The 25,743-nt window shown below is 35.4% G+C and carries 28 protein-coding genes, 1 pseudogene and 1 other annotated feature; of the genes and pseudogenes, 27 read left to right on the top strand and 2 right to left on the bottom strand.

Annotation, left to right across the window (positions count from 1 at the left end; translation table 11 throughout):
- From BN55_RS04450 to BN55_RS04580, 27 genes and pseudogenes are all read left to right on the top strand, one after another.
- Positions 1-199 (top strand): annotated as a pseudogene (locus BN55_RS04450) (YtpR family tRNA-binding protein); the annotation flags it as partial.
- 96 nt (positions 200-295) lie between these two features.
- The gene (gene murC, locus BN55_RS04455; RefSeq protein ID WP_008470658.1) at positions 296-1,612 is read left to right on the top strand and encodes a UDP-N-acetylmuramate--L-alanine ligase; all 1,317 of its coding nucleotides are present in this window, start codon (positions 296-298) and stop codon (positions 1,610-1,612) included.
- Positions 1,613-1,690: 78 nt separating this feature from the next.
- Positions 1,691-2,788, top strand: coding sequence for a low temperature requirement protein A (locus BN55_RS04460; RefSeq protein ID WP_008470660.1), 1,098 nt, complete (start codon positions 1,691-1,693; stop codon positions 2,786-2,788).
- Between the two features lie 118 nt (positions 2,789-2,906).
- A complete protein-coding gene (locus tag BN55_RS04465) occupies positions 2,907-3,683 on the top strand; it encodes a sulfite exporter TauE/SafE family protein (protein WP_008470661.1) in 777 nt (258 codons plus the stop codon).
- Between the two features lie 114 nt (positions 3,684-3,797).
- Entirely contained in the window at positions 3,798-6,464 is a 2,667-nt protein-coding gene (gene polA, locus BN55_RS04470) for a DNA polymerase I (RefSeq protein WP_008470662.1), read from the top strand.
- Between the two features lie 11 nt (positions 6,465-6,475).
- On the top strand, positions 6,476-7,306 hold the full coding sequence (gene mutM, locus BN55_RS04475) for a DNA-formamidopyrimidine glycosylase (RefSeq protein ID WP_008470663.1): 831 nt from the start codon (positions 6,476-6,478) through the stop codon (positions 7,304-7,306).
- Complete coding sequence (coaE, locus tag BN55_RS04480) at positions 7,303-7,899, top strand: dephospho-CoA kinase (RefSeq protein WP_008470664.1); 597 nt, start codon at positions 7,303-7,305, stop codon at positions 7,897-7,899. The genes mutM and coaE overlap by 4 nt, the downstream gene beginning before the upstream one ends.
- A 5-nt stretch (positions 7,900-7,904) precedes the next feature.
- Complete coding sequence (nrdR, locus tag BN55_RS04485; RefSeq protein WP_008470665.1) at positions 7,905-8,372, top strand: transcriptional regulator NrdR; 468 nt, start codon at positions 7,905-7,907, stop codon at positions 8,370-8,372.
- A 5-nt stretch (positions 8,373-8,377) separates the two neighbouring features.
- A complete protein-coding gene (locus BN55_RS04490) occupies positions 8,378-9,721 on the top strand; it encodes a DnaD domain protein (protein WP_008470666.1) in 1,344 nt (447 codons plus the stop codon).
- 13 nt (positions 9,722-9,734) lie between these two features.
- On the top strand, positions 9,735-10,634 hold the full coding sequence (gene dnaI / locus BN55_RS04495) for a primosomal protein DnaI (protein WP_008470667.1): 900 nt from the start codon (positions 9,735-9,737) through the stop codon (positions 10,632-10,634).
- A 280-nt stretch (positions 10,635-10,914) separates the two neighbouring features.
- Positions 10,915-12,846 carry a threonine--tRNA ligase gene (thrS, locus tag BN55_RS04500; protein ID WP_008470669.1) on the top strand — a complete coding sequence of 644 codons (1,932 nt, stop codon included), beginning with the start codon at positions 10,915-10,917 and terminating at the stop codon, positions 12,844-12,846.
- Between the two features lie 158 nt (positions 12,847-13,004).
- Positions 13,005-13,439, top strand: coding sequence for a LytTR family DNA-binding domain-containing protein (locus BN55_RS04505; RefSeq protein ID WP_008470671.1), 435 nt, complete (start codon positions 13,005-13,007; stop codon positions 13,437-13,439).
- Positions 13,436-13,867, top strand: a complete 432-nt coding sequence (locus BN55_RS04510; RefSeq protein WP_008470672.1) for a DUF3021 domain-containing protein — start codon at positions 13,436-13,438, stop codon at positions 13,865-13,867. Before BN55_RS04505 ends, BN55_RS04510 begins: the two co-directional genes overlap by 4 nt.
- 5 nt (positions 13,868-13,872) lie before the next feature.
- Positions 13,873-14,799, top strand: a complete 927-nt coding sequence (locus tag BN55_RS04515) for an ABC transporter ATP-binding protein (RefSeq protein ID WP_040469284.1) — start codon at positions 13,873-13,875, stop codon at positions 14,797-14,799.
- A complete protein-coding gene (locus BN55_RS04520; RefSeq protein ID WP_008470674.1) occupies positions 14,799-15,563 on the top strand; it encodes an ABC transporter permease in 765 nt (254 codons plus the stop codon). Before BN55_RS04515 ends, BN55_RS04520 begins: the two co-directional genes overlap by 1 nt.
- Positions 15,564-15,629: 66 nt before the next feature.
- Positions 15,630-15,741 (top strand) — a sequence feature (ribosomal protein L20 leader region).
- A gap of 38 nt (positions 15,742-15,779) precedes the next feature.
- Complete coding sequence (gene infC / locus BN55_RS04525; protein WP_008470675.1) at positions 15,780-16,298, top strand: translation initiation factor IF-3; 519 nt, start codon at positions 15,780-15,782, stop codon at positions 16,296-16,298.
- An 18-nt stretch (positions 16,299-16,316) separates the two neighbouring features.
- Complete coding sequence (rpmI, locus tag BN55_RS04530; protein ID WP_003646917.1) at positions 16,317-16,517, top strand: 50S ribosomal protein L35; 201 nt, start codon at positions 16,317-16,319, stop codon at positions 16,515-16,517.
- Positions 16,518-16,550: 33 nt separating this feature from the next.
- Complete coding sequence (gene rplT / locus BN55_RS04535; RefSeq protein ID WP_008470685.1) at positions 16,551-16,907, top strand: 50S ribosomal protein L20; 357 nt, start codon at positions 16,551-16,553, stop codon at positions 16,905-16,907.
- Positions 16,908-17,025: 118 nt separating this feature from the next.
- A complete protein-coding gene (locus tag BN55_RS04540) occupies positions 17,026-17,544 on the top strand; it encodes a YqeG family HAD IIIA-type phosphatase (protein WP_008470686.1) in 519 nt (172 codons plus the stop codon).
- Positions 17,541-18,653, top strand: a complete 1,113-nt coding sequence (gene yqeH / locus BN55_RS04545; protein ID WP_008470687.1) for a ribosome biogenesis GTPase YqeH — start codon at positions 17,541-17,543, stop codon at positions 18,651-18,653. Before BN55_RS04540 ends, yqeH begins: the two co-directional genes overlap by 4 nt.
- A 2-nt stretch (positions 18,654-18,655) precedes the next feature.
- A complete protein-coding gene (locus BN55_RS04550; RefSeq protein ID WP_008470688.1) occupies positions 18,656-19,297 on the top strand; it encodes a nicotinate-nucleotide adenylyltransferase in 642 nt (213 codons plus the stop codon).
- Entirely contained in the window at positions 19,275-19,874 is a 600-nt protein-coding gene (yqeK, locus tag BN55_RS04555) for a bis(5'-nucleosyl)-tetraphosphatase (symmetrical) YqeK (protein ID WP_008470689.1), read from the top strand. The genes BN55_RS04550 and yqeK overlap by 23 nt, the downstream gene beginning before the upstream one ends.
- Before the next feature lie 14 nt (positions 19,875-19,888).
- Positions 19,889-20,242, top strand: a complete 354-nt coding sequence (gene rsfS, locus BN55_RS04560) for a ribosome silencing factor (RefSeq protein ID WP_008470690.1) — start codon at positions 19,889-19,891, stop codon at positions 20,240-20,242.
- Between the two features lie 2 nt (positions 20,243-20,244).
- Positions 20,245-21,405, top strand: a complete 1,161-nt coding sequence (locus tag BN55_RS04565; protein WP_008470692.1) for a nucleotidyltransferase — start codon at positions 20,245-20,247, stop codon at positions 21,403-21,405.
- A gap of 1 nt (position 21,406) precedes the next feature.
- On the top strand, positions 21,407-21,955 hold the full coding sequence (locus BN55_RS04570) for a YceD family protein (protein ID WP_008470693.1): 549 nt from the start codon (positions 21,407-21,409) through the stop codon (positions 21,953-21,955).
- Positions 21,956-22,081: 126 nt separating this feature from the next.
- Positions 22,082-22,810 carry a response regulator transcription factor gene (locus BN55_RS04575; protein WP_008470694.1) on the top strand — a complete coding sequence of 243 codons (729 nt, stop codon included), beginning with the start codon at positions 22,082-22,084 and terminating at the stop codon, positions 22,808-22,810.
- A complete protein-coding gene (locus BN55_RS04580) occupies positions 22,776-24,299 on the top strand; it encodes a sensor histidine kinase (protein ID WP_040469291.1) in 1,524 nt (507 codons plus the stop codon). The genes BN55_RS04575 and BN55_RS04580 overlap by 35 nt, the downstream gene beginning before the upstream one ends.
- Before the next feature lie 53 nt (positions 24,300-24,352).
- Here BN55_RS04580 and yidC read toward each other — a convergent pair whose 3' ends face one another.
- Together yidC and BN55_RS04590 are read right to left on the bottom strand one after the other, a co-directional pair.
- A complete protein-coding gene (gene yidC, locus BN55_RS04585) occupies positions 24,353-25,339 on the bottom strand; it encodes a membrane protein insertase YidC (protein ID WP_008470696.1) in 987 nt (328 codons plus the stop codon).
- A 58-nt stretch (positions 25,340-25,397) separates the two neighbouring features.
- Positions 25,398-25,673: an acylphosphatase gene (locus BN55_RS04590; RefSeq protein WP_008470697.1), complete on the bottom strand. Its 276-nt coding sequence runs from the start codon at positions 25,671-25,673 to the stop codon at positions 25,398-25,400.
- Positions 25,674-25,743 lie beyond the last annotated feature (70 nt).

The raw sequence follows: 25,743 nt of genomic DNA on the forward strand, positions 1-25,743 counted from the left end.
AAATGGCCAACAAATTTGGCCAGGTGAATTGCGTGGGGTTGATTCATACGGTATGATCTGTTCAGCTCGTGAATTAGGCTTAGCTCACGCACCACAAAAACGCGGTATTATGGTTGTTCCAGATAGCTTTAAAGTTGGGGATGAATTTGAACCAACCAAGTGCGATGAATTATTAGCTAGTGGTCAAATTAGCCTTTAAAATGAACGAGTCTCAATTAAATTGGGACTCTTTTTTTGAAGAAAAATGGTAAAATGATAAGCGAATATTTTTGGCATTTTATTGGAGATATTGATTATGTTAGATAAAAATAAGCAAATTTGGTTTATTGGCATTAAAGGTACAGGTATGGCTTCTTTAGCTCTTTTATTGCATGACTTAGGCTATAATGTTGCTGGAAGCGATATTGAAAAATACACCTTTACGCAAGTTCCGCTTGAAAAAGCTGGAATTGAAGTTAAGGACTTTGATCCAAATAATATTAAAAGTAATGCCGAACAAGTAATTGTTAAGGGAAATGCTTTTAAAGAAGATAATCCAGAAGTTAAGGCTTGTCTTGATAAAGGCGTTGAATGGCAATCTTATCCTGATACTGTGGAAGAAATTGTCCAAGCTCATACTTCAATTGGTATTTCAGGAACTCACGGTAAGACTTCAACTACTAGTTTGTTAGCTCACGTTTTAGGCGAAGTTGCACCAACTTCATACTTGATTGGGGATGGCCGCGGTAAAGGTGTTGAAGGTTCACGCTTTTTCGTTTATGAAGCTGATGAATATCGTCGTCACTTTTTGGCATATCACCCAGATTACCAAATTATGACTAATATTGACTTTGACCACCCAGACTACTTCAAAGATCAAGACGATTACACTAGCGCTTTTCAAACCGCTGCTGATCAAACTAAAAAGGCACTCTTTGTGTGGGGCGATGACAAGCGCCTTCAAAGCTTGCATACTGATATTCCTAAGTATACTTATGGATTTAAAGATAGCGATGATTTCCAAGCTGTTAACATTGAAAAATCAACTACTGGTTCTAAGTTTAACGTTTTAGCTCATGGCGAAGATTTAGGTCGTTTTGAAATTCACTTATTCGGCGACCACAGCATTTTAAACTCAACTGCAGTTATTGCGGTTGCCTACACTGAAAAAGTGCCAATGGAAGACATTAAAGCTGGCTTATTAACATTTAAGGGTGCTAAGAGAAGATTTAGTGAAAAAGACTTCGGCGATGTTGCTGTCATTGATGATTACGCTCACCATCCAACTGAAATGCGTGCAACTATTCAAGCGGCTCGTCAAAAGTTCCCTGAAAAAGAATTAGTTGTTGTATTCCAACCACATACATTTTCTAGAACTAAGAAATATCAAAAAGATTTCGAAGAAATCTTGCGTGACGTTGATAAAGCATACGTTACTCCAATTTATGCATCTGCTCGTGAAGCAAGCGGCGATATTTCAAGTGAAGACTTGGTTACAAATATTCCAGGTTCAGAAGTAATTGACTTAGATAATATTGCTGATTTAACTAAGCATAAGAATGCAGTTGTTGTATTTATGGGCGCTGGCGATATTCCTAAGTATGAAGATGCCTACGAAAAATTATTGAAATAATTTTTAAAATTGATTTTTAAGACTGTTGAGTTGCTTAAATAGCGATTTAACAGTTTTTTAGTATGGAGGAGACATTTGATGAAAGCAATTATCGCAAAACGCGTAGGGATGTTTGAACTGTTTTTTGATTTAGTTTTTGTTTATGCAATCTCAAAAATTGCTGTCATGATTCATCATCCAGTTAATGGCGTCCTCCCAGCTGTTAATTATTTTCAATTTTTGTTAGTTGTAGTAGTTGTTATGCAAGTCTGGCTATATCAAGTTTTGTATTTTAATCGCTACGGTAAAGATCGCTTGGGTGATATTGCTGGATTAATAGTTGAAATGTTTGTGATGGTTTATCTGTCAAATAATATCAATACTGACTGGCATATTACTTTTGAATATTTCAATATTGCGATGGCGGTAATGATTGTTGATCTTCTTTTGCAATATGCATTGGGTAATTCAAAAGACAAACAGAGCGATCATCGGGTATTTATCTATACTTTGGCAATTGAATTAGCTTTAATCATTGCTGGCTTATTTTTAGGCTATGATGTTGGCGTTTATTTTGCGATTGTGGGTTATTTGGTAGGGTTTTTATTGCCAATTGTTTTGTATAAAAAATTTAATGCAGCTAATATTAATTTCCCTCATTTAGTTGAAAGAGTGAGCCTAATTATTATCATTGCTTTTGGTGAAGCTGTGGTTAACATTGCCAGTTATTTTACCAAGAATATCCCGTTGCACTTACCAATTTTGGTATTTGCTAGTTTAGTTTTGATGTTTGCTACGTATGTGATTGAAGTGGACAACTTTATTGAAGAAAAGCAGTACAATAAAGGATTCATCCTCATGTATAGCCACGTTGCTTTAGTTGCTACAATCCTATCAATCACAGTTGGATTTGTTTATTTGAATATGAACCATGTAAATAAAACTTTTGTCGCTTTATTTTTGGCAGTGGCAGTAGCTATTTATTATCTGTTTATTTTAACTTTGAGTGTTTATAATAAGGCTAAGTTTCAATTGAACATGATCAATATTTTGACTACTTGCGTCTGTTTAATAGCCGGGATAATTTTGTTTTATTTATTAAGAAACTCGCAAACTGGTTTATTGATTGTCTTGCTCGTTTTAAATGTAATAATTTTTGGACAATATTATTTAAAGAAAAAACAAAGGAGTAATTGATAAATTTAAAGCTGATCTGGATTTTTCTAGGTCAGTTTTTGCTTTTATTTTTGGTTTACTTTAAAAAAGCTAATACAATGAATATTTGAAGACGTAGATTAGAAATGAGGCATTGAGAATGTCTATTTTAACTATTATCGAAATTATCATTGTCGGACTTATTACGGGAACTATTACCAGTCTAATTGGCGCAAGCGGTGTAACTGTCGTAGTGCCCGCGTTGACGCTGCTTTTTGGCATTAATTCGCACCTAGCAATTGGGACAAGTTTATTAGTTGATGTAATTACAAGTATTGTCGTTTCAATAACTTATATCCGCTATAAAAACGTGCGTCTGCAAGCTAGCATCTGGATTACAGTTGGTTCAGTTTTGGGAGCCCAACTTGGCAGTCATTGGGCTGGAATTATCTCTGATACAAAACTAAATGCACTTTTTGCGATTATGTTAATTCTTTCGGGAATTTCAACCCTAAGAAGGAAAAATAAAGTCTATGATCCAAATCAAGGCGTCCATTTTAAGTCTAAACTTGCTCAAACTTTAGCTCTTTTAGGACTCGGCTTTGGAATTGGCATTATTAGCGGCTTAGTTGGTGCTGGCGGTGGAGTTATGGTCTTACTTACAATTATCTTTATTTTGCACTACCCAATGCATCAAGCAGTTGGTACTTCTACCGTTATTATGGCTATTACTGCCTTGTCCTCATTACTTGGTTATGCTAGACAAGGCAACGTTGATTATAAGTATGGCTTATGGATTGCGCTAGGAGCCGTAATCGCTGGCATGATTGGCTCGCATATTGCAAACAAGGTAAATGAAAGAGTTTTAAATAAAATCGTTGCCTGGGTATTTATTTTGTTAGGAATCATAATGATTGGAATGAAATTCTTACGTTAAAAAACATTTCTTAAAAATGTCTCATTGAATAAAAGAATAAAACAAAAACTGTTAAAATAGTTAAGAGACTATGTATGACAGTTTTTGTTTAATTTAAATAAAAAAGGAGAAAACATGACACAAACCAATAAAAAATTACTTTTGATTGATGGTAACTCTGTTGCTTTTCGTGCCTTTTATGCTTTATATCGCCAATTAGATCGTTTTGTTAGTCCAGATGGCTTGCATACTAATGCAATTTTTACTTTTAAAAATATGCTCGATGCAATTATGAAACAAGTCGATCCCACTAATATCTTAGTTGCTTTTGATGCTGGCAAAGTTACTTTTAGAACCAAGATGTATCAAGATTATAAGGGCGGTCGTCAAAAAACTCCTAGCGAATTATTAGAGCAGTTGCCAGTAATTCGAGAAATGTTGGCTGATCTTGGTATTAAGAGCTATGAATTAAAGAACTACGAAGCCGACGATATTATTGGTACTTTTTCTAAAATGGGTGAAGACGCTGGCTACAAGGTAAGCATAGTGACCGGAGATCGGGATTTAACCCAGCTTGCTTCTGATAAGACGACTGTTTTTATCACTAAAAATGGCGTCGGCGATACTGAAGCTTATACGCCAGAACACATGAAAAAAGTAAACGGTGTTACCCCAACTGAATTTATCGATATGAAGGCCTTGATGGGCGATAATTCGGATAATTACCCTGGCGTCACCAAAGTAGGGCCTAAGACTGCTTCGCGTTTAATTCAAAAATACGGCTCAGTTGAGAATCTCTATGAACACGTTGATGAAATGAAGGCATCTAAGCTAAAAGAAAACTTGCTCAATGACAAAGACAAGGCGTTTTTAGCTAAAAAGTTAGCCACCATTGATCGCACTTCGCCAGTTACTATTGACTTGACTGATACGAAGTTAGAAGAGCCGGACGTAGAAAAGTTACGTCAATTATATGAACGTTTGGGCTTTAAGAAGTTTTTGGCAGAATTAAATGCAACTGGAAGTCAGGATAATCAAGAAGCTCTCGAACACTATGACTATCAAGAATTAACTAGTGACAACATTCATGAACTTGATAATTTAGATGCTAAAGAAATTACTTTTTATTTGGGGATGCTAGGTGACAACTATCACTTGGCACCATTTGAAGGTTTTGCTTTAAAAGTCAATGATAAGTTATACGTTTCAAAAGACTATGCAATGTTAACTGAGATGCCACTCAGAGGAATTTTAGAAAACAAGACAATTCACAAAAACGTCTTTGACTTAAAGAGAACTTATGTCGGTTTAAATCGTCTTGGTATTAAGGCTCAAGGCTTAGATTATGACATGTTGCTAGCTTCATATTTGGTTAACAACGAAAATAACTCTAACGATCTAGGCGAAGTAGCTCATCTTTATGGTGAATATAGTGTTAAGACTGATATTGAAGTTTATGGCAAAGGTAAAAAGCAAGCAATTCCTGATGATGAGCAATTCTTTACTCATTTAGCTGGAAAAGTTAGCGCCATTGAAAAGTTGAAGCCGTTGCTTTTAGATAAATTAAAAGAGCATGAGCAAGATGACTTGTACGAAACTATCGAAATTCCGGTTGCCTTTGTTTTAGCGCAAATGGAAATCACGGGCGTCAAGGCTGAAGCTAGCGTATTAAATCAACTAGGAAATGATTTTTCAGTTAAGTTAAAAGAACTAGAAAACAAGATTTATTCTCAAGCAGGAGAAGAATTCAATATTAATTCACCTAAGCAATTAGGACATATTTTGTTTGAAAAATTAAACTTGCCACCAATTAAGAAAACTAAGACGGGATATTCAACTTCAGTTGAAGTACTGGATCAATTAAAGACTAAGAGTCCAATTGTGCAAGCAATCTTGGATTATCGCCAAATAGCTAAAATTCAAAGTACTTATGTCAAAGGCTTACTTGAATGTATTCAAGATGACGGCAAGATTCATACGCGCTACTTGCAGACCTTAACTGCTACTGGCAGACTTTCTTCAGTTGATCCTAACTTGCAAAATATTCCAACACGAACTGATGAAGGTAAGCAAATTAGAAAGGCTTTTGTGCCAACGACTAAAGATGGCTATATCTTTTCTTGCGACTACTCTCAAGTTGAGTTGCGCGTGTTAGCTCATGTATCAGGCGACACGCATATGCAAGAAGCCTTCAATTCTGGCTATGATATCCACGCCCACACTGCAATGAAGATTTTCCACCTGGATTCACCAGATCAAGTAACGCCGCTTCAAAGACGCCATGCAAAAGCTGTTAACTTTGGTATTGTTTACGGTATTTCTGACTATGGTTTATCTAAAAATATCGGCATTAGTCGCAAACAAGCTAAAGAATTCATCGATAATTACTTTGAACAATATCCACAAATTAAAGACTACATGGATAAAGCAATTAAAGATGCGCGTGAAAAAGGTTATGCCGAAACAATCATGCATCGCAGAAGATATTTGCCAGATATTCATGCTAAGAACTTTAATGTTCGATCATTCGCGGAAAGAACTGCAATTAACTCGCCAATCCAAGGCTCTGCTGCTGATATTATTAAAATTGCAATGATCAATATGCAGAAAAAACTTGATGACATGCACTTAAAGACAAAGATGATTCTACAAGTGCACGACGAATTAATTTTTGATGTGCCTGCAGATGAATTAGAAACAATTAAGAAGATTGTCCCAGAAGTTATGCAATCAGCAGTTAAATTAGACGTACCATTAATTGCAGATTCAAATTGGGGTCACAATTGGTATGATGCAAAATAAGAGGTGATTTGATGCCTGAAATGCCAGAAGTTGAAACTGTCCGGCGAACTTTAGAGCCGCTTATTAAAGGAAAAACAATCAAAAAAGTTACTGTTTGGTATCCTAAAATTATTATGGGAGATAGCCAAAAAGTAGCAGATAGGCTGCAAAATAAAACTATTCTTGGAATTGACCGCTATGGTAAATATCTTTTGATTCGTTTGAGCGATGATTTAACTTTGGTTTCTCACTTGCGAATGGAAGGAAAGTATCGTTTAGTTGCAAAAGATACGCCTAAGCAAAAGCATGAGCATGTGCAATTTTTATTTGATGATGGGACTGCTCTTAGATATGATGATGTGCGTAAGTTTGGGAGAATGCATCTAGTTGAAACTGGAACTGAAAGACAAACCACAGGCATTCGTCATCTAGGTCCGGAACCCAATAGTTCAGAATTTACTTTTAATTATTTGAAAGGCCAGCTTGCTAAAAAGAAGAAAAATATCAAAACAAGCATTTTAGATCAAAGTATTGTTTGCGGGCTAGGAAATATTTACGTTGACGAAGTATTATGGCAAAGTAAGATTCATCCCTTAAGTACTCCAGCTAAAATTCCAGTCAAGCAAGTTAAAGTTTTGTATGATAGCATCAATGCTACTATTGAGAATGCAACTGAATTGCGCGGAACTACAGTGCATACTTTTTTAGACGCTGACGGGATGATGGGTGGCTATCAAGATCGTCTTCAAGTTTATGGTCATGCAGGCCAGGAGTGTCCGCGCTGCGGCACTATTTTAGAAAAAATAAAAGTTAATGGAAGAGGGACCACTTTTTGTCCTCATTGTCAGGTTGTGTATAAATGACGTACTTTTTAGGATTAACAGGTGGTATTGCCACTGGTAAAACTACGGCAGATGCTTTTTTTGAAAAAAAGAATATTCCAATTATTGATGCAGATCGCGTTGCGCATGATTTAATGCAAAAAAATGGCGCAAGCTATACAGCGATTGTGGATCATTTTGGCGCAAGTATTTTAAATGATGAAAAAGAAATCGACCGTAAAAAATTGGGTAAAATTGTTTTTGGCGCTCCAGCTAAGTTAAATGAGCTCAATCAAATTACCCATCCTTTGATCAGAAAAGCGATCGTTTTGCAAATGCAAAATTATCAAAAAAAAGATACACCGTTAGCTATTTTAGATGTGCCATTGCTATTTGAAACTCATTATGATCAGCTTTGCGATAGCGTTTTAGTGATCAGCGCAGATTTATCGCATCAACTAGCGCGACTGCAAGAAAGAAATAATTTGAATAAAGCACAAGCAATGAGTAGAATAAATAGTCAAATGAAGCTCCAAGAAAAAGAGAAGTTGGCAGATTTTGTGGTGGATAATAATGGTAGTATTGCCGATTTAGAAGCAAAATTAAGCCAGATACTTGTGAGAATAGGTAGGTAAGAAAAATGGAATGTCCAAATTGTCACCAAAATTCATCAAGAGTTATCGATTCACGTCCTAGCGATGAGAATCGCGCTATTAGACGTAGAAGAGAATGTGAAAATTGTGGTTTTCGTTTTACTACATTTGAAAGAATTGAACAAGCTCCATTATTAGTAATCAAAAATGACGGCACTCGTGAAGCATTCAGTCGCGATAAGATTTTGCATGGTGTTATGATGGCGGCTCAAAAACGTCCAATTACTAGCGATCAATTAGATGCCTTAGTCGATCATGTTGATAATGCTATTAGAAAACAAGGCGTATCTGAAATTTCATCTAAAGAAATCGGTGAATTAGTAATGAACGAATTGGCAAACTTAGATGATGTTGCTTACATCCGCTTTGCAAGTATTTATCGCCAATTTAAAGATGTTTCAGGCTTTATGGAAGCAATGGAAGATATGATGAATAAACATGGTAAGGAGAATTAGCTTGAATGTATGCAAGCGCTAATCCGAAGCAACCTTTTTATGTAGCTAATAAAATTGAATTTACCCAGAAAGATCAGCAAGTTTTGACTAAGTTATTCCAGCCTTTAGTTGGAATTATTAGCACAGGGCTGTATACGACTTTAATTAACGAATTTTATTCTGTTCCAATTGCTGGCGATTATAAGACGCTTTATCAGCTGCAAGACCAAACCAATACGAATTTAAAAAATATTTTTTCAAGTATTCATCAATTAGAAGCAGTTGGTTTAGTTAAGACTTATTTAGGAGAAAATCCAATTTTAGGAGAAGTTTTGATTTTTAAATTAAAGCCAGTTCCTTCTCCAAAAGAGTTTTTTAACACTTTTTTGCTTTCAAGCTTATTGCAAGAAAGAGTGGGGATTGTCGCATTTGAACGTTTAGTTAAAGAATTTAAAGACCAAGAATTTATTGGTCTAAAAAATGCCAAAGATATTAGTGCGGGATTTTTTGATATTTATCATTTAAATGCTTCAGTTGCCATTACTCCCCCAGCTAGCGTGCGCCAGGCAGGTGAAAGCTTTAAAAAGGCTAATTCTGAAGGCATATCTTTGGGTAAAAATCTTAAGCAAGTTGATTGGGACTTTTTAATTTCGTTATTTGCGTCCTATCATGTACCAGAAAGCGAAATTAACAAACACCGTCGAGAAATTGTTGAGATTATTTCTTTTTATGATTTAACTGAGCAAGAGTTTGTTGATAATACTTTAATTACTTTGTCAGCTGGCGATTTAACTTTGGACATGAAAAAGATTGTCTCAGTTATAACTGAGAATTTTGGACAAAAGAAAAATAAAGCTTTGATTAATAAACAATTAACGCAAAATTCTAATAAAAATGCAGTCCAAACAATTCAGAATTTGTCTGATAAAGATAATAAGCTGCTTAAGCAAGTAAGCGAATATTCAGCTATTGATTATTTGTATTTCTTAAAACGGCAAAAAGGCGGCTATGTCACAACTCGCGAAAAAAGCGTTGTCTTTCGCTTGCAGAGTCAATATGGCTTAAGTCCGCAGTTAATCAACATGCTAGTGCGAACATGTCTAGAATATGATTCTGTTTTAACAGCAACTTTAGCTGATAAGATTGCTAATAACTGGCTGCAAGCTGGTGTAACGACGCCGACTCAAGCGATTAGCTATATGAAAAAGCGTCGGCAAAATCAAAATAGACGCACTTATAGTAAGGCTCCAAGAAGAATCAGAAAGACGACTAATTGGAGCAATTATCAAGATAAAAATAAAAACTCAAATGTCAAAATGTCTGATCAAGAGTTGAATGAGATCTTTAAAGACTTTGGCAAAAAGGACTAGAAAGCGGTAAACAATGCAACCAATTTCTGATGTGATTTCACAAATAATTAAGGATCGACAATTAGATCAAAATTCAGATAGCTTAGCCAAAAAAGCTATAAGCAATTCACAAGTGCAGGATTTTTTAAATCAAAATCGTGATCGCATCGATAATGCGATGATTAAGGCTTCGCTGGCAAATATTTTTACTTTTGTAGATCAAATTGAACATCCCAATTCAGTTATAAAAGGTTATCAACCACAATTGTTTATTAACGGCCGTGTAATTGATATTCGTTTTGCTCCAACTCAGCAAAAAATAAAAGCGCAAGAATTAGCTCAGCGAAAGCATAGAATTGAATTAATTGATTTACCTGAGAAATTACGCAATGTAGATTTAACAAGCATTGATCGAAATCCTGAACGACGCGAAAGTTTAGTTGAAATTGCTAATTTTATTAAGAACTATAAAAAAGATCACCATGCTAAAGGCCTTTATTTAGAAGGTGATTTTGGCGTGGGAAAAACTTATATTCTAGCAGCTTTAGCCAATGCAATTGCTAGTGAAGGTAGCAACGTTATCTTTTTACATGTGCCGAGTTTTATTGCCGGTCTCAGTAGCCATTTCCAAGATAATAGCTTAAATCAAGAAATTGACCGAATTGCCAATGCTCCAGTTTTGATTTTTGACGATATTGGAGCAGAAAGCTTGAGCGAATGGTCGCGCGATGATGTTTTGGGCGTTATTTTGCAAAAGAGAATGGACAATGACTTGCCGACATTCTTTAGTTCAAACATGGATATGAATGCCTTAGAACAGCATTTGGCTGAAACTAAAAATAGTCTTGATGAAGTTAAGGCAAAAAGGCTGATGCAACGCGTTCGCTATTTGAGTCGCGAAGTTTTTGTTGGCGGTCAAAATAGACGTTTTTAATTTTTCTGATAAAAGCACTTGAAACTAAAATTTTAGCTAGTATAATGAAAATCAATGAAAGACATGACGACTTTAACTCAGAGACAAGAGCCTAGTTCTGGAAGCTCTTGAATAAAAGGCGCCCCAATTTCATCAAACCTAAAATTAATAATTTGGTTAGGAACCATTAACGACCTATAGAGGAGTTAACTTTTGTTAGCTCGAATTTTGGGTGGAACCACGTAATTTAACGTCCCAGCACAGTTTTTTGTGCTGGGATTTTTTGTTTGGAGGTAAATATATGAGTTTTGCTGTAACTTTGCCAGACGGTTCAAAGAAAGAATTTGAAAAGGAAATTTCTGTTAAGGAATTGGCATCTTCAATTGCTACTTCTTTGGCAAAAAAGGCAGTTGGTGCCAAGATTAACGGTGCACTTAAGCCATTAGATTACAAGATTAACGAAGATGTTGAAGCTGCTATTGTTACTGATGAAGACGAAGAAGGTTTAGATATTTTGCGTGCTTCAGCAGCATTCTTACTTGAAGCAGTAATTAAAAACAAGTATCCTGAAATGCACTTTGGTTTGCACGAAGCAGACGAAGGTGGCTTCTTTGTAGATACTGATAAAGAAGACCAAATCAAAGTTAGCGAATTGCCAGCTCTTGAAAAGGCAATGGAAAAAGCTATCAAGAACGGTGAAAAGATTGAATACGCTAAGATGAGTCGTGGAGAACTAGAAGACATCTTTAAAGATGATCCATACAAGATGGAATTGCTTAAAGATGCTGATAGCGAAGTTGATGTATTTAAGTTAGGCGACTTTGTAGACTTCGGCTTTGATGCATTATTGCCAAACACTGGTAAGATTAAGAACTTCAAGTTATTGTCAGTTGCTGGTGCTTACTGGTTAGGTAAATCTTCTAACCCAATGCTTCAGAGAATCTTTGGTACTGCATTCTTCAAGAAGGCTGCTTTAGATGAAGATTTGAAGCGTCGTGCAGAAATTAAAGAAAGAGACCACAGAACTATTGGTAGAGACTTAGACTTGTTCTTTGTTGATCCTAAAGTTGGTGCTGGTCTTCCTTACTGGATGCCAAAGGGTGCAACTATTCGTCGCGTTGTTGAAAGATATATTGTTGATAAAGAAGTTGCCGATGGCTATGAACACGTTTATACTCCAGTTTTAATGAACGTTGATGCTTACAAGACTTCTGGTCACTGGGCACACTACCGTGATGACATGTTCCCACCAATGGACATGGGTGATGGCGAAATGCTTGAATTACGTCCAATGAACTGTCCATCACATATTCAAATTTACAAGCACCACATCCGTTCATACCGTGAATTACCAATCCGTATCGCTGAATTAGGTATGATGCACAGATACGAAAAATCAGGTGCTTTGTCAGGTCTTCAACGTGTACGTGAAATGACTTTAAACGACGGTCACACTTTCGTAGCCTTAGATCAAATCCGTGAAGAATTTGCTAAAGTTTTGAAGTTAATCATGGACGTATACAAAGACTTTGATATTACTGATTACTACTTCAGACTTTCATACCGTGATCCAAAGAACACTGACAAGTACTACGCAAACGACGAAATGTGGGAAAGATCTCAATCAATGCTTAAAGCAGCTATGGATGATCTTGGTCTTGACTATGTTGAAGCTGAAGGTGAAGCAGCATTCTACGGTCCTAAGCTTGATATTCAAACTAAGACTGCCTTGGGTAACGATGAAACTATGTCAACTATCCAACTTGACTTCATGCTTCCAGAAAGATTTGGCTTAACTTACGTAGGTCAAGATGGTGAAGAACACCGTCCAGTTATGATTCACCGTGGTATTGTTGGTACTATGGAAAGATTCATTGCTTACTTAACTGAAATCTACAAGGGTGCATTCCCAACTTGGCTTGCTCCAATTCAAGCAGAAATTATTCCAGTTAACGAAGATGCTCATGGTGCATATGCTGACAAGGTTCGTGAAGAATTAGCTAAGCGCGGATTCAGAGCAGAAGTAGACCACAGAAATGAAAAACTTGGCTACAAGATCCGTGAATCACAAACTCAAAAGGTACCATATACTTTAGTTTTAGGTGACGATGAAATGAACGTAAATGGTGTTAATGTTCGTCGCTATGGTACTGAAGAACAAATTTCTAAGAGTTTAGATGACTTTATTGCTGAAATTGATGCAGATGTTAAGTCATACTCAAGAGAAAAATAATTAATAAATCCAAATTAGAAAAGAGCAGAGAACGTTAAATTCTCTGCTCTTTTTTGTATTTATAACCGTTCACCGTTAAAAAGTTACCACTCGCCGAATTTTTATAGATTTTAGAATTTAAGCGTCTATACTGTTAAGCAAATAGAGGAGGAATAAACATGAAAATAAAGTTTCATATTGATGAACACTTACCAGAAGAAAAAGCTGAGTTTTGGTTACGAAAAATGACAGAAAGAATTAGGCAAATTACTGAAGATTTGACTAGTGAAAAGGACTTTGTCTGGTGCTATCAAAGAGGAAATGCTTTTTCAATTAATTTCTCCGATATTTATTTAATACAAGTTGAAAATGAAAAGACTTATGTTTATACAGAAACAGAAAATTATCTGTATAAAGGCAGGTTATATCAGATCCAACAATTATTACCTTCAGATTTTGTAATGGCGTCAAGAAGTGCGTTAGTTAATTGTCACAAACTCGATCATTTGCAGATCTTAAGTGATGGAAATGTTGATGCAATCTTGAAAAATAATCTTACTGTGCAAATTTCAAGACGTAAGATTAAGAATTTAAAAGAGGTGCTAGGACTATGAGAAATGTTAAAAATATGCTAGTTAGTGGCTTGATTGGAATTGGGATCGGAATGGTCTGGGTTGCGGCTGATTTATTTTTATCGCTTAATGGAAAAGATGTCGCTGCAATGAAAATGTCAGTATTGTACTTTCTTTTTTGGTTAGTGACTTCCTTTGTAATTGGGATTTTCTTTTATTTTGCAAGCTTGATTTTTAATAAAGATTCCTGGTCATTAAGAAAACAAATTATTATTAATTTCTTTATTTGTTTAAGCGCATGGCTTTTATTTAATTTAACTATTAATAATTTTAATTTCTCTTGGCATTTATTTGGTGCTGTGATTGTTGATTTCATTATTATGTATGCAATTGCCTATGGAATTTACTTTTGGCACTTGTGGCATGACGTTAGAGAAATTAATAAAAAATTGAAGCAGAATACTAGGTGAGAAAAATGACGACTTTATTGACAGTAGATGGACTTTCAAAAAAATATAAAGATACAGGTAAAAAAGCAGTAAATGATGTTTCTTTTCAGATAAGTCATGGCGACATTGTAGTATTTTTAGGACCAAATGGTGCTGGGAAAACAACTACTTTAAAAATGATTTTGAATTTGATAATTCCTGATGAAGGAAAGATCTATTTTGAAGGTCAAGAAATTACTAGTAAAGGGTTAATGCTCCTGAAAAACACAGGTGCGCTTTTGGAGGGATCACGAAATATGTTTTGGTCTTTATCTCCAATTGAAAATTTTGTTTATTGGGGCGGTCAACGTGGTCTAACTAAAAATATGGCTGAGAAGAAAGGAGTTGAATTGTTAAAACAATTTGGATTGTTTGAAAAGAGGAACGTGCCCATTACTAGTCTAAGTCGAGGGATGCAACAAGCAGTTGGCATTTGTTGCGCGATGATTGCTGAACCAAAACTTTTAATTTTAGATGAGCCTACTTTAGGATTGGATATCAAATCAACACAAGTGGTAATTAGTATTTTGAAAAAATTATCCTCTAATGGTGTCGGTATTTTAATAACTACTCATCAGTTAGATTTTGCTCAAAAAGTAGCTGAAAAAATTTTACTGATTAATCAAGGAAAGCTCGTTTTTTCAGATAATATAAAAGATAGTCTGGAAAACTTTAATAATCAATCAATTTTGAAAATTACTTTAACGCATTCGCTTAAGGAATCAGATAGAGAAAAATTATCAATGTATTGTACTCTTATTACGAATACCGAGAATTCTTATCAATTGAATGTTAAAAAGCAAAATAATTTACCTCAAGTTCTTGAGGTGTTAGGTGAATTACCTATTAGGAAGATTGAGACTAAAACGATGAAGTTAGAAGACATATTTAATTATTATGTAGGAGAAAAATAATGATGAGCTTAAAAGCCGAAATATGGCGTCAAATATACTTATATAAGAGATATCCTTTTAGCTATTTTTCTGATTTTATTTTATTAATCCTAATGTTTATGGCCATTTTCTTTAGTGGTTCTTTAGCTGGTGGGGGGATTATTGGAAAAACGTTAAATGCGTTGGTAATTGGGTACGTTTTATGGACTTTGATCCAGAATACAATTAGTCAAATGGGGACTTGTATTGCTAATCAGATGCAAAATGGCATTTTAGAACAACAATTTTTAATGCCAATATCTTTTAAAAGATTGTTTTTCAATAAAATTGTGGTGAATATTGTTTCTTCAGCGATTCAAGCGTTTTTAGCTTTAATAATTATTATGATGATTACAAATAATTGGATTAAATTTTCACCTATTACAGTTTTGCCATTCTTTCTAGCATTGTTAGTTACTGTTGGATTAGGATATTTAATTGTAAGTTTAGTTTTAAATTTTAAAAGAATTGGAAGTACTTTGGTAATCTTTCAGTATGTCTATTTAGGGATTTTATTAATTAATTTTGAAAACTATCCACTAAGTATTAAATATTTATCTTGTTTATTACCGATCTGTCCAATGGTTAGCTGGATGAGATTAATTGTTAACCAACGTACATACAATTTTTCGTTTTATCTAATGGCATCCTTATTTAATGCAATTTTATGGTTAGTGATCGGGTTCTTTATTTTTGAAATTACTAATCAAAAAGTAAGAAAAGCTGGAAGTTTGGCTGCATATTAATGTTGAATTATATAAATTTGTTTAATCCCTTGACGTAGATTAGTTAGATGGTATAATTTAGAAGTTGAGAACAAGAAGAAGCACCCGCTTCTCGCCTAAGTTGATATACCTCTGGGCTGATCGATAATATCTGTTGATTAAAAGCGGGCGTTAACTTTGCCCGCTTTTTTCTTGTCCTCGAAATTAACATGGAGGTGAATACTCATACCAAGAAATATGATCTTAAACGAAGACATTCGTGCTCGTGAAGTTCGTTTAATTGGAGCCGACGGCCAACAAATTGGTGTCGTATCTAAGAACGAAGCTTTACATCAAGCAGCAGATGCCGATATGGATTTGGTTTTACTTTCTCCTAATGCTAAGCCACCAGTTGCTCGTATTATGGACTACGGTAAGTTCCGTTTCGAACAACAAAAGAAGGCTAAGGAAAACCGTAAAAACCAAAAAGTAATGGCTGTTAAAGAAATTCGTTTAAGTCCAACCATTGAAGGAAATGACTTTGACACTAAGTTAAAGCATGTTCGTAAATTCTTGACCAAGGGCGCTAAAGTGAGAGTGTCAATCCGCTTTAGAGGCCGTGCTATCACTCATAAAGAGCTTGGAAAAGAAGTATTGGAAAAAATGGCCAATGAAGCTAGCGACTTATCTACTGTAGTCACTAAGCCTAAGATGGAAGGTCGTTCAATGTTCTTAATGCTTGCTCCTTTGAGTGAAAAAGATAAAAAGAAAAAGTAGTTAATTGGAGGAATAGATATGCCAAAGCAAAAAACACACCGCGCTTCTGCAAAGCGTTTCAAGAGAACTGCTAACGGTGGTTTAAAGCGTCACCACGCTTACACTGGACACCGTTTCCACGGAAAGACCAAGAAACAACGTCGTCATTTGAGAAAAGCTGCTATGGTTTCAGCAAGTGACTTAAAGCGCATCAAACAGATGCTTTCCCAAATGCGTTAATTTTATAAAGTATTTTTTGAGGAGGAATTTTAGATGCCAAGAACTAAAGGTGGAACCGTAACACGCAAGCGTCGTAAGAAGATCATGAAATTAGCCAAGGGTTACCGTGGCTCAAAACACTTACAATTTAAAGCAGCAAGTACTCAAGTATTTGTATCACGTAAATATGCATTCCGTGACCGTAAGAAGGTTAAGAGTGAATTCAGAAAATTATGGATTGCACGTATTAACGCTGCTGCAAGACAAAATGGTCTTTCATACTCTAAGTTAATGCACGGACTTAAAGTTGCCGGTGTTGACATCAACCGTAAGATGTTAGCTGACATTGCTTACAACGATGAAAAGGCATTTGCGGAATTAGCAGAAACTGCTAAGAAAGCTTTAAACTAAGATATTTTTAAAGAGATTGGGAACGCATCCCGATCTTTTTTTTCGAGTAAATTTAATGATTTCTCTTAAGTGGCGGATTCTGGTATATTATATATGATAAAAAAGTGGAGAGTTTTTAATGTTATTTAGACCCCGTTATACAATAGATACAATATATAATCTTGACCCACATCAATTAAAAAAGATGGGTATTAAGGCTGTTTTTTCTGATTTGGATAATACGCTATTGGCCTGGAATCAAGCAGATACTGCCATTGAAATGGATCAACTGAATAAAAAATTAGCGCAAGCTGGTATTAAGTTGGTTGTAATTTCAAATAATAATGCACAAAGAATTGGAAAAGTTCTTGATCCTTATCATATTGCCTTTATTGCTAAGGCACGTAAGCCACTTCCAATTGGAATTAATAAGGAATTGAAGTTGCTCAATTTAAAACCTAATCAAGTTTTAATGGTAGGAGATCAATTAATTACTGATATTCAAGCAGGCAATCTGGCTCATGTAAAGACAGTTTTGGTTAAGCCATTAGTTGAGACAGATAAGTGGAACACAAGAATTAATCGCTTTTTTGAAAAAATAATATACTTCTTTTTGAATTTGAAGAAAAAAGTAGTTTTTGAGGAGAAACTTAAATGAACGATGAAGAATTAAGATGTATTGGTTGTGGAAGTGTTTTACAAGATACTGACCCTAAAGAAGCAGGCTATTTGCCATCTTCAGCATTAAAAAAAGCCTTAAATGACGAAGGTAGCGATGTCTATTGTCAGCGTTGTTTTCGCCTGCGTCACTACAATGAAATAATGCCAGTATCTGAGAACAACGACGATTTTTTAGCATTGCTTAACTCGATAGCTGATAAAAAGGCCCTAGTTGTAAATGTGGTTGATTTATTCGATTTTAGCAATTCATTGATTTCTTCATTAAAGAGATTTATTGGTGGCAATGAGTATATCTTAGTAGGAAACAAAGTAGATCTTTTCCCTAAGAACTCTAAAGAAACTAAAATCAAAGACTGGATGCGTCAAGAAGCCAACCGTAATGGCCTAAAACCAGAAAAGATCTTTTTAGTTAGCGCAGCTAAGAAGAAGAATTTAGATGAATTAATTAACTTTATTGCTAAAAAAGGCAAAAAGAAAGACATCTACTTTGTCGGAACAACTAACGTAGGTAAGTCTACTTTAATCAATGCTATTTTGTCTGAACGTTCAGACTTAAAGGACTTAATTACTACTTCTAAGTTTCCAGGAACTACGCTTGATGAAATCAAGATTCCTTTGGACAATGGACACTACTTGATTGATACACCCGGAATTTTGAGTAAAAAGCAATTAGCTAGCCATTTAACTGGTAAAGAATTAGAAGTTGTTGAACCTAAAAAGCCATTAAAGCCTGCAACTTATCAATTATTGCCTGGTCAAACTATCTTTTTAGCAGGATTAGGTCGTTTTGACTATATCGATGGTCCGTCTGCAGGATTTACGCTTTATGTAGCGCGCGATCTTTATGTTCACCGGACCAAAACTGAGAATGCCGACCAATTTTATGAAAAGCATAAAAAAGATTTACTGCTTCCACCAAGTGAAAAAGATGATCTAGGACTATTAAAGGGGCAGACATTTTCACCAGATGTCAAAAGCGATATTTTGTTTGGTGGGGTTGGTTTTATTACCACTCCAGCTAATGTAGTAGTTAAAGCATATACTCCAGATGCAATAGGATTAGGAATTAGAAGAGCGTTGATATAATAATGAATAATTGTATTGTAAAAGAAAAGCCAGAGATGCGTTTTGAGCCAGCTACTAGTTCAGCGATGCAGATTGGAATTATGGGCGGAACCTTTAATCCAGTTCATATGGCGCACCTAGTTATGGCTGAGCAAGTACGTAAAAAGCTTCATTTAGATGAAATATGGTTTATCCCAACTAATATTCCGCCGCATAAAGAACTCGCTGGCAATGTTAGTGCTAAGGATCGTTGTGCAATGTTAGAGCTAGCGACGCATAATAATCCATATTTTCATGTAAAGCTATTTGAAATAATGCGTGGTGGCGTATCTTATACTGTTGATACTTTAAGATACTTGAAAAAGCGTGCTCCTAAGAATCATTACTACTTGATTATGGGTAGTGATGAAGTCAATGATTTTGAAAATTGGCATGAGCCTGAAACTATTGCGCTACTTGCAACATTAGTTGGCGTAAGAAGACCTAATTATCCGCAAAAGCCAAAATATCCAATGATTTGGGTAGATGCGCCAGATTTAGATATTTCGTCTTCAATGATCAGACAAAATGTTGCAACAGGCAATTCAATCAGATACTTAGTTCCTGAAGAAGTGAGATTATATATAGAATCAAGAGGCTTATATGCAGCAAGAGATAACTTTTAAAGAAACTTTTTCTCCTTTAACTTCAGATGAGTTAGTTGCTAAAGAAAAAGCAAATATGGATGAAAAAAGATTCAAACATTGTATTGGCGTTAGCGAAACTAGTAGAAAATTAGCTAGACTCAATAACTATGATGAAGATAAGGCGGCTTTAGCCGGTTTTATTCATGATTATGCTAAGCAAATTTCTAATGAACGCTTTATCGAAGCTATTAAAACTCAAGGTTTTGATCAGGATTTACTAAACTATAATCGTGCAATTTGGCACGGAATAGTTGGTACATATTTTATTAAAAAAGAACTTGGCATTACTGATAAAGAAATTTTAACAGCTATTTGGCGTCACACTACAGCAGACGTTGAGATGACAACGCTAGATAAAATTGTCTTTGTAGCTGATTTTATTGAACCAGGCCGTGATTTCCCAGGTGTAGACGAAGCTAGGAAAGTAGCCTTTAATAATTTAGATGATGGCGTGGGGTTTGAATTAGCTCATACTTTAGATTTTTTAGTAACCAACCGTCAAAAAATATATCCCAAGACTTTTGATGCATATAATGTTTGGTCAGTAAAAAAATAGAAAGAGGAATAATTTTGACAAGCAAAGAATTATTAGATTTAACTGTTGAAGCAATTGAGCAAAGACATGGCGAAGATACTGAAGCTTACGATATGCAAGGTATCAGTATTTTGGCTGATTATTACGTAATTACTACTGCTGGTTCTAACCGTCAATTGCACGCAATTGTTAACTCAATTGTGGATAAAATTCATGAACACGGTGCAAATGATTACCGAATTGAAGGCACACGTGATTCTAACTGGCTTTTAATCGATTTAGGCGACGTAATCGTAAATGTCTTCACTGAAGATGCAAGAGACTTTTATGGCTTGGAAAAGCTATGGAATGATGGCAAGAAAGTTGAATTGAATTTGGATCAGGATTAAAAATGAGTGCTGTTGGAATTATTGCCGAATTTAATCCTTTTCATAGCGGGCATGAGTTTTTATTAAATCAAGCCCGTCTTTTGGCTAAAAATGATCCCATTATTGTTTTAATGTCAGGCAATTACGTTCAGCGTGGTCAGATGGCAATTATGGATAAGTGGGATCGTGCGCAAGCTGCTTTAAATAGTGGGGCAGATTTAGTGTTTGAATTACCATTTTCTTATGCCGTCCAGCCAGCTGATATTTTTGCTGAAGGTGGCGTTAGCATTTTAGCAAAGCTTGGTGTAAAAGATCTGGTGTTTGGCGTTGAAGATGCCAATTTGAATTTGGATTATATAGCCAAAAAAATTATTCAGATTCCTAAAAATAGCCTGCAATTTAGAGATTATACCCAGACTTATGCGACGCAATATAATGAAATGGTAGCGCGTGAAGTAGGTCACGAAGTTAACCAGCCGAACTTGATGCTTGCGATTTCTTATGCAGTTGCTAATTTAAAGGTCAACCATCCAATGGATTTGCATCCTATTGAACGTATTGGCAGCGGTCATGATTCGCCACTAGTGCGTGATAAAATTGTTTCTTCTGCTACAGGAATCCGTAATTTTATTATTCACCATAAAGCACAAGATTTAATTGAATTAAAAAATTTCTTGCCTAAGAGTGAATTAACGCATTTAATGAATCAAGAAGTATATCCTAACTGGAATATACTTTTTAAATTTTTAAAATACCGCATAGAAAGCGCACATTTATCAGAACTTAAAGATATCTATCAAATGAGCGAAGGGCTGGATTATAAATTTAAAGAAGAAATCCATGAAGCGCAAGATTTTACTGCATTTTTAATGCGAGTAAAATCTAAAAGATACACTTATGCTCGTTTACGTAGACTTGCTTTATATACGCTGCTTAATATCAGACAAGAAGATATCATCCAGTCTTATGGGGATGTTTCTACACTACTTCTTGGTTATAGCGCAAGAGGACGTAATTATCTTAAAGAAAATCGCAAGGACTTTGAAATACCGATTATTTCAAAAGTTGATAAACGCAGTGCAAAAAGTGGAACTTTAGGCCTGCAAGTTAAGACAGATCGTTTATATGAAGAAATTATCGGCCAAGACCAAAACTTTGGTCGCCGACCAATAGAGGTGAAATAAAATGTTAGAGTATTCTTTTACACAAATAAAAAATTCTAATAATCCCTTAACGCCAGTGGATTCAGATGTAGAATTAAGTCATGACTTTTTTGAAAGAAGTAAGGAACTTTTAATTTCTGCAGATGATGTACACGTTAAAGGACAATTCTTTTATGATGAACCATTTGTAACTGGTAGCTTTACAGTAGAAGCAAATGTTGTAGTGCCTTCTACGCGTAGTTTAAAGCCAGTTAGCTTACATCAAAAATTTGATTTTACTGAAAATTATAGTGAAGTTAAGCCAACTCAAGAACAACTTGATGAAGAAGATACAATCATTACGATCAAGGATGACGTAATTGATTTGCAAACTGCAATTGAAGATAACTTGCTTTTAAGTTTGCCAAGCGTCGCATTAACACGTGAAGAAAAAGATGATGATTTGTATCCTGAAGGCAATGGCTGGAAGGTTGTTTCTGAACAAGAGCATCAAGAAGGCCAACAAAATAAGGTTAACCCAGCTTTTGCTAAATTAAAAAATCTTTTCGATGACGAAAATAGTGATAAATAACTTGCAATAAGACTGATTTAAAATTATTATTAAATTATTAATAAAAATAGGCTAGAATATTGAAAACAGTAAGTTGGAGAAGTTAGTGGACTATTTTTGTTTAGAGAATAGGATAGGGATCAAAAAATGAGTAAAATTTTAATTATTGAGGATGAAAAGAATTTAGCTCGCTTTGTTGAACTTGAATTACAACACGAGAAATATCAAACTACCGTTGAATCAAATGGTCGTAAAGGGCTAGATTTGGCATTAAGTCAAGATTTTGATGCTATTTTGTTAGACTTGATGCTACCAGATTTGAATGGACTAGAAATTGCTCGGCGCGTTCGTCAAGAAAAAACTACGCCAATTATTATGATGACTGCTCGTGATTCTGTTATCGACAGAGTATCTGGATTAGATCATGGTGCAGATGATTATATCGTTAAGCCATTTGCTATTGAAGAATTATTAGCTCGTCTTCGTGCAGTACTTCGTCGCGTTCAAATTGAAAAGCGTGCTTTAGGTGAAACTATGGGCGTTCAAAAGGTAGTTCATTTTAATGATTTAACTATTGAAACTGCTAATAGAATCGTGCACCGTGGCAATAAGACTGTTGATTTAACCAAGCGTGAATACAACTTGTTGATGACATTAATTGAAAACAAGAATAACGTGGTTACTCGTGAACAATTGCTTAACAAGATTTGGGGACCAGATTCTAAGATTGAGACTAATGTTGTTGAAGTTTATGTAAGATACTTGCGTAATAAGATTGATGTTCCAGGACAACCATCTTATATTAAAACTGTTCGTGGAACCGGTTATATGGTAAGAACCGATGAGAATGATGAACAACGTCAAGAAGAAAACTAATAGCAAATTAAAAGAGACCATTAAGCATTCGCTATCTTTCAAGTTGGTTGGATTGGTAGCGACGATTATAACGGTCTCTTTTATCATATTTTCTATCGCAATTTATTCATTAGTGCGTCAGCAATTAATTGAACAAGAAGAAAATGTCACTCAGTCGATTTCTCAAACTTTTGAAAATCGATTGGTAGATATTCCTCATACTTTGCAGATTTCTAATGTGGTGCCGAGTTTATCGCCGAATACGCAGCGAATTTTGGAAGGCAGGGCTCCAATTGCGGCTAATGAAAAGACAAATATCTTTAGCGATGACATTTTAGCCACTTTAGCTAGTCGCGATACGACAGTGCTTATTTATAATCCTGAAGGAGAAATTGTCTTTTCAAATGGAACCCTGCCTAAAGATGCTGATATGCCTAATTATGATGCGCATCACGTACTTAATTTGCAAAATATTGATGGTAAGTTACATTTGCAAGATTATACCAAGATCTATTCTTCCAAAACTAGAAGATTAACTGGATACTTGGTTGTGGATAATGCCTTGACTAAATCTAACGCTATCTTGCGGCGCTTGCGCAACTGGATGGTAGGCTTATCAGTAGGTGCAATTTTAATATTTATTATTTTGTCTTACTTAACAGTCAATAGTATTGTTAAGCCAATCAAGCGGATGTCACGAATCTCGCGGGCCGTTAACGATGATCCAAATAGTCAAGAAAGAATGCCAAAATTGCGACGTGAAGATGAATTGGGCGAATTAGCTGATAACTTTAATCAAATGCTAGACCGGATGCAAGCTTATATCCAGCAGCAAAAACAATTTGTTGGTGATGTTTCTCATGAGTTGCGAACGCCAGTGGCGGTAATTCAAGGACATTTAAACTTACTCGAACGCTGGGGTAAAGATGATCCAGAGGTTTTAGATGAATCTATTAAGGCTTCACTTCAAGAAACTAGTCGGATGAATCACTTAATTCAAGAAATGCTTGACTTAACTCGCGCTGAACAAATTGATGTTCAATACCCTGATGAAGTAACTGATGTTAATGAGGTCTTGACGCGAACCGTCAATGATATGCGGATGATCCATAAAGACTTTAAGATCACTTATAACGATGCTTTAGCGCCAAATACGATGATTAAGATGTATCATAATCATTTAGAGCAAGTTCTGATAATTCTGATGGATAATGCCATTAAATATTCTACTGATCGTAAAGAAATTATTGTGGATGCTTCTACAGAAGCAGATAAAGTAGAAATTGCTGTGCAAGATTTTGGTGAAGGAATTGCACCAGATGAGCAGAGTAAAATCTTTAATCGTTTCTATCGTGTAGATAAGGCAAGAACTCGGGAAAAAGGTGGAAATGGTTTAGGCTTATCAATTGCCCAAAAGCTTGTTGAAAGTTACCATGGAAAAATCAGCGTAACTTCGCAAGTAGGATCAGGTAGTAAGTTCAAGATCGAATTTCCATTATTACAAAAATAAAGACAAATCAAAAAGACTAGGCTTTCAAACCTAGTCTTTTTAAATGTCTAAAGTTAATCTTTATTACGCTTTTGTTTGCCAGCATTGCGAGCGCGTAAGTCTTTGTGTAATTCATTGCTTGCCTTCTTTTGAGTAGGAGTAGCAGTTGAATTTGAATTTGGGTTACCGATAATTTCATCAATAGTAGCTTGAGTTACGACAGTCTTTAAAGGCTTATCTTTCAATTCTTCAGCAACTTCTTTTTTAACCTTAGGCATTACGATAAAGGTGGTAATCAATTGTTGAATAACGATCACGATTCCTCCAGCTAAGAAGTAAAGAGCTAAGGCGCCTGAAGAAGAAATTGAGATGAAGAACGTCATTGCTGGACTCAAGATTAAGGTCATTTGCATGGCCTTTTTTTGTTGCTCTGGAAGTCCAATCATTGAAAGATAACCTTGAATTACATAAAGAGCAGTTGCGATAATTGTTAAAACAATTGAACGCTGGCTCAATGAAATTCCGAAAAAGCTGGCTTTAGCTAATTGGCTTGAGTAAGCCACAGCTTGATAAATACCCATCATGATAGGCAACTGGATCAGTAAAGGTAAGCATCCCATACCGCCCATCATTGACATGTTGTTTTCTTTATAGATTTTCATTTGGAGTTGACTCAATTGCATTTGTTGAGGTTGAGTCAAGTTCTTATCTTTCATCGCATTTTGGATTAATTGCATTTGTGGTTGCAATTTTTGCGTTTTTTCTTGTTGCTTAGTCATCTTGTAAGATGAATTTAAACGTAGCGGCATAACGATCAATTGAACCACTAAAGTAATTAAAGCAATAGCCCAGCCAGCACCGTTTGACCCTCCAATTTTGGCTTCCACAAATAACATGATATTTTGAAGTGGGCGACCAAAAATGCTGTAAATCCAGGCATATGGTCCAACGGTTGGCGCAGTCAATGCTCCGTGCTTTGTCTGAGTAGTACAAGCAGTCATAAAAATTGCCACGAATGCTAGTAAGGCAAAGACTTTGAGATATTTATTTTTTAATTTCATGCATGTAAACCTTTCTTCTTTGTACTGCTATCAAGTTTACTAGGAAAATTCAATTCTATCAACCGATGACAGTAAATGAATGAAATGGTTTTTGATCAGGTAAATTTTTAACCTCAATGTTATCAACTCTTCCTGCTGGAGTGGGCGAAGCTTTAACTTTACTTATAAATTGGGCAAGTTTTAATGGATCTGCTTGCGCTACAATGGTGACACTGCCGTCCATATTATTTTTTACAGTTCCTTTAATGCCAAGGTCATTTGCGACCATTTGCGTAGTCCAGCGAAAGCCGACGCCTTGCACTAGCCCGGTAACTCTGATTTGCTTGGTTTCCATGATGCATCTTTTCCTTTTTAATTTTGTAAAACTTAGTTAATATAAATTCTAACATGTTAATTTGTTGCTA

This window comes from Lactobacillus hominis DSM 23910 = CRBIP 24.179 (assembly GCF_000296835.1).
GTDB lineage: Bacteria > Bacillota > Bacilli > Lactobacillales > Lactobacillaceae > Lactobacillus > Lactobacillus hominis.

Excerpts from the sequence above, each read along its gene's own strand:
- rpmI (WP_003646917.1), top strand. The coding sequence starts at position 16,317 with ATGCCAAAGCAAAAAACACACCGCGCTTCTGCAAAGCGTTTCAAGAGA.
- infC (WP_008470675.1), top strand. The coding sequence starts at position 15,780 with ATGATCTTAAACGAAGACATTCGTGCTCGTGAAGTTCGTTTAATTGGA.
- dnaI (WP_008470667.1), top strand. The coding sequence starts at position 9,735 with ATGCAACCAATTTCTGATGTGATTTCACAAATAATTAAGGATCGACAA.
- murC (WP_008470658.1), top strand. The coding sequence starts at position 296 with ATGTTAGATAAAAATAAGCAAATTTGGTTTATTGGCATTAAAGGTACA.
- BN55_RS04515 (WP_040469284.1), top strand. The coding sequence starts at position 13,873 with ATGACGACTTTATTGACAGTAGATGGACTTTCAAAAAAATATAAAGAT.
- BN55_RS04460 (WP_008470660.1), top strand. The coding sequence starts at position 1,691 with ATGAAAGCAATTATCGCAAAACGCGTAGGGATGTTTGAACTGTTTTTT.
- rplT (WP_008470685.1), top strand. The coding sequence starts at position 16,551 with ATGCCAAGAACTAAAGGTGGAACCGTAACACGCAAGCGTCGTAAGAAG.
- yqeK (WP_008470689.1), top strand. The coding sequence starts at position 19,275 with ATGCAGCAAGAGATAACTTTTAAAGAAACTTTTTCTCCTTTAACTTCA.
- BN55_RS04570 (WP_008470693.1), top strand. The coding sequence starts at position 21,407 with ATGTTAGAGTATTCTTTTACACAAATAAAAAATTCTAATAATCCCTTA.
- polA (WP_008470662.1), top strand. The coding sequence starts at position 3,798 with ATGACACAAACCAATAAAAAATTACTTTTGATTGATGGTAACTCTGTT.
- BN55_RS04580 (WP_040469291.1), top strand. The coding sequence starts at position 22,776 with ATGAGAATGATGAACAACGTCAAGAAGAAAACTAATAGCAAATTAAAA.
- BN55_RS04565 (WP_008470692.1), top strand. The coding sequence starts at position 20,245 with ATGAGTGCTGTTGGAATTATTGCCGAATTTAATCCTTTTCATAGCGGG.
- BN55_RS04590 (WP_008470697.1), bottom strand. The coding sequence starts at position 25,673 with ATGGAAACCAAGCAAATCAGAGTTACCGGGCTAGTGCAAGGCGTCGGC.
- coaE (WP_008470664.1), top strand. The coding sequence starts at position 7,303 with ATGACGTACTTTTTAGGATTAACAGGTGGTATTGCCACTGGTAAAACT.
- nrdR (WP_008470665.1), top strand. The coding sequence starts at position 7,905 with ATGGAATGTCCAAATTGTCACCAAAATTCATCAAGAGTTATCGATTCA.
- BN55_RS04575 (WP_008470694.1), top strand. The coding sequence starts at position 22,082 with ATGAGTAAAATTTTAATTATTGAGGATGAAAAGAATTTAGCTCGCTTT.
- BN55_RS04465 (WP_008470661.1), top strand. The coding sequence starts at position 2,907 with ATGTCTATTTTAACTATTATCGAAATTATCATTGTCGGACTTATTACG.
- BN55_RS04510 (WP_008470672.1), top strand. The coding sequence starts at position 13,436 with ATGAGAAATGTTAAAAATATGCTAGTTAGTGGCTTGATTGGAATTGGG.
- yqeH (WP_008470687.1), top strand. The coding sequence starts at position 17,541 with ATGAACGATGAAGAATTAAGATGTATTGGTTGTGGAAGTGTTTTACAA.
- yidC (WP_008470696.1), bottom strand. The coding sequence starts at position 25,339 with ATGAAATTAAAAAATAAATATCTCAAAGTCTTTGCCTTACTAGCATTC.
- mutM (WP_008470663.1), top strand. The coding sequence starts at position 6,476 with ATGCCTGAAATGCCAGAAGTTGAAACTGTCCGGCGAACTTTAGAGCCG.
- BN55_RS04550 (WP_008470688.1), top strand. The coding sequence starts at position 18,656 with ATGAATAATTGTATTGTAAAAGAAAAGCCAGAGATGCGTTTTGAGCCA.
- BN55_RS04540 (WP_008470686.1), top strand. The coding sequence starts at position 17,026 with ATGTTATTTAGACCCCGTTATACAATAGATACAATATATAATCTTGAC.
- BN55_RS04505 (WP_008470671.1), top strand. The coding sequence starts at position 13,005 with ATGAAAATAAAGTTTCATATTGATGAACACTTACCAGAAGAAAAAGCT.
- thrS (WP_008470669.1), top strand. The coding sequence starts at position 10,915 with ATGAGTTTTGCTGTAACTTTGCCAGACGGTTCAAAGAAAGAATTTGAA.
- BN55_RS04490 (WP_008470666.1), top strand. The coding sequence starts at position 8,378 with ATGTATGCAAGCGCTAATCCGAAGCAACCTTTTTATGTAGCTAATAAA.
- BN55_RS04520 (WP_008470674.1), top strand. The coding sequence starts at position 14,799 with ATGATGAGCTTAAAAGCCGAAATATGGCGTCAAATATACTTATATAAG.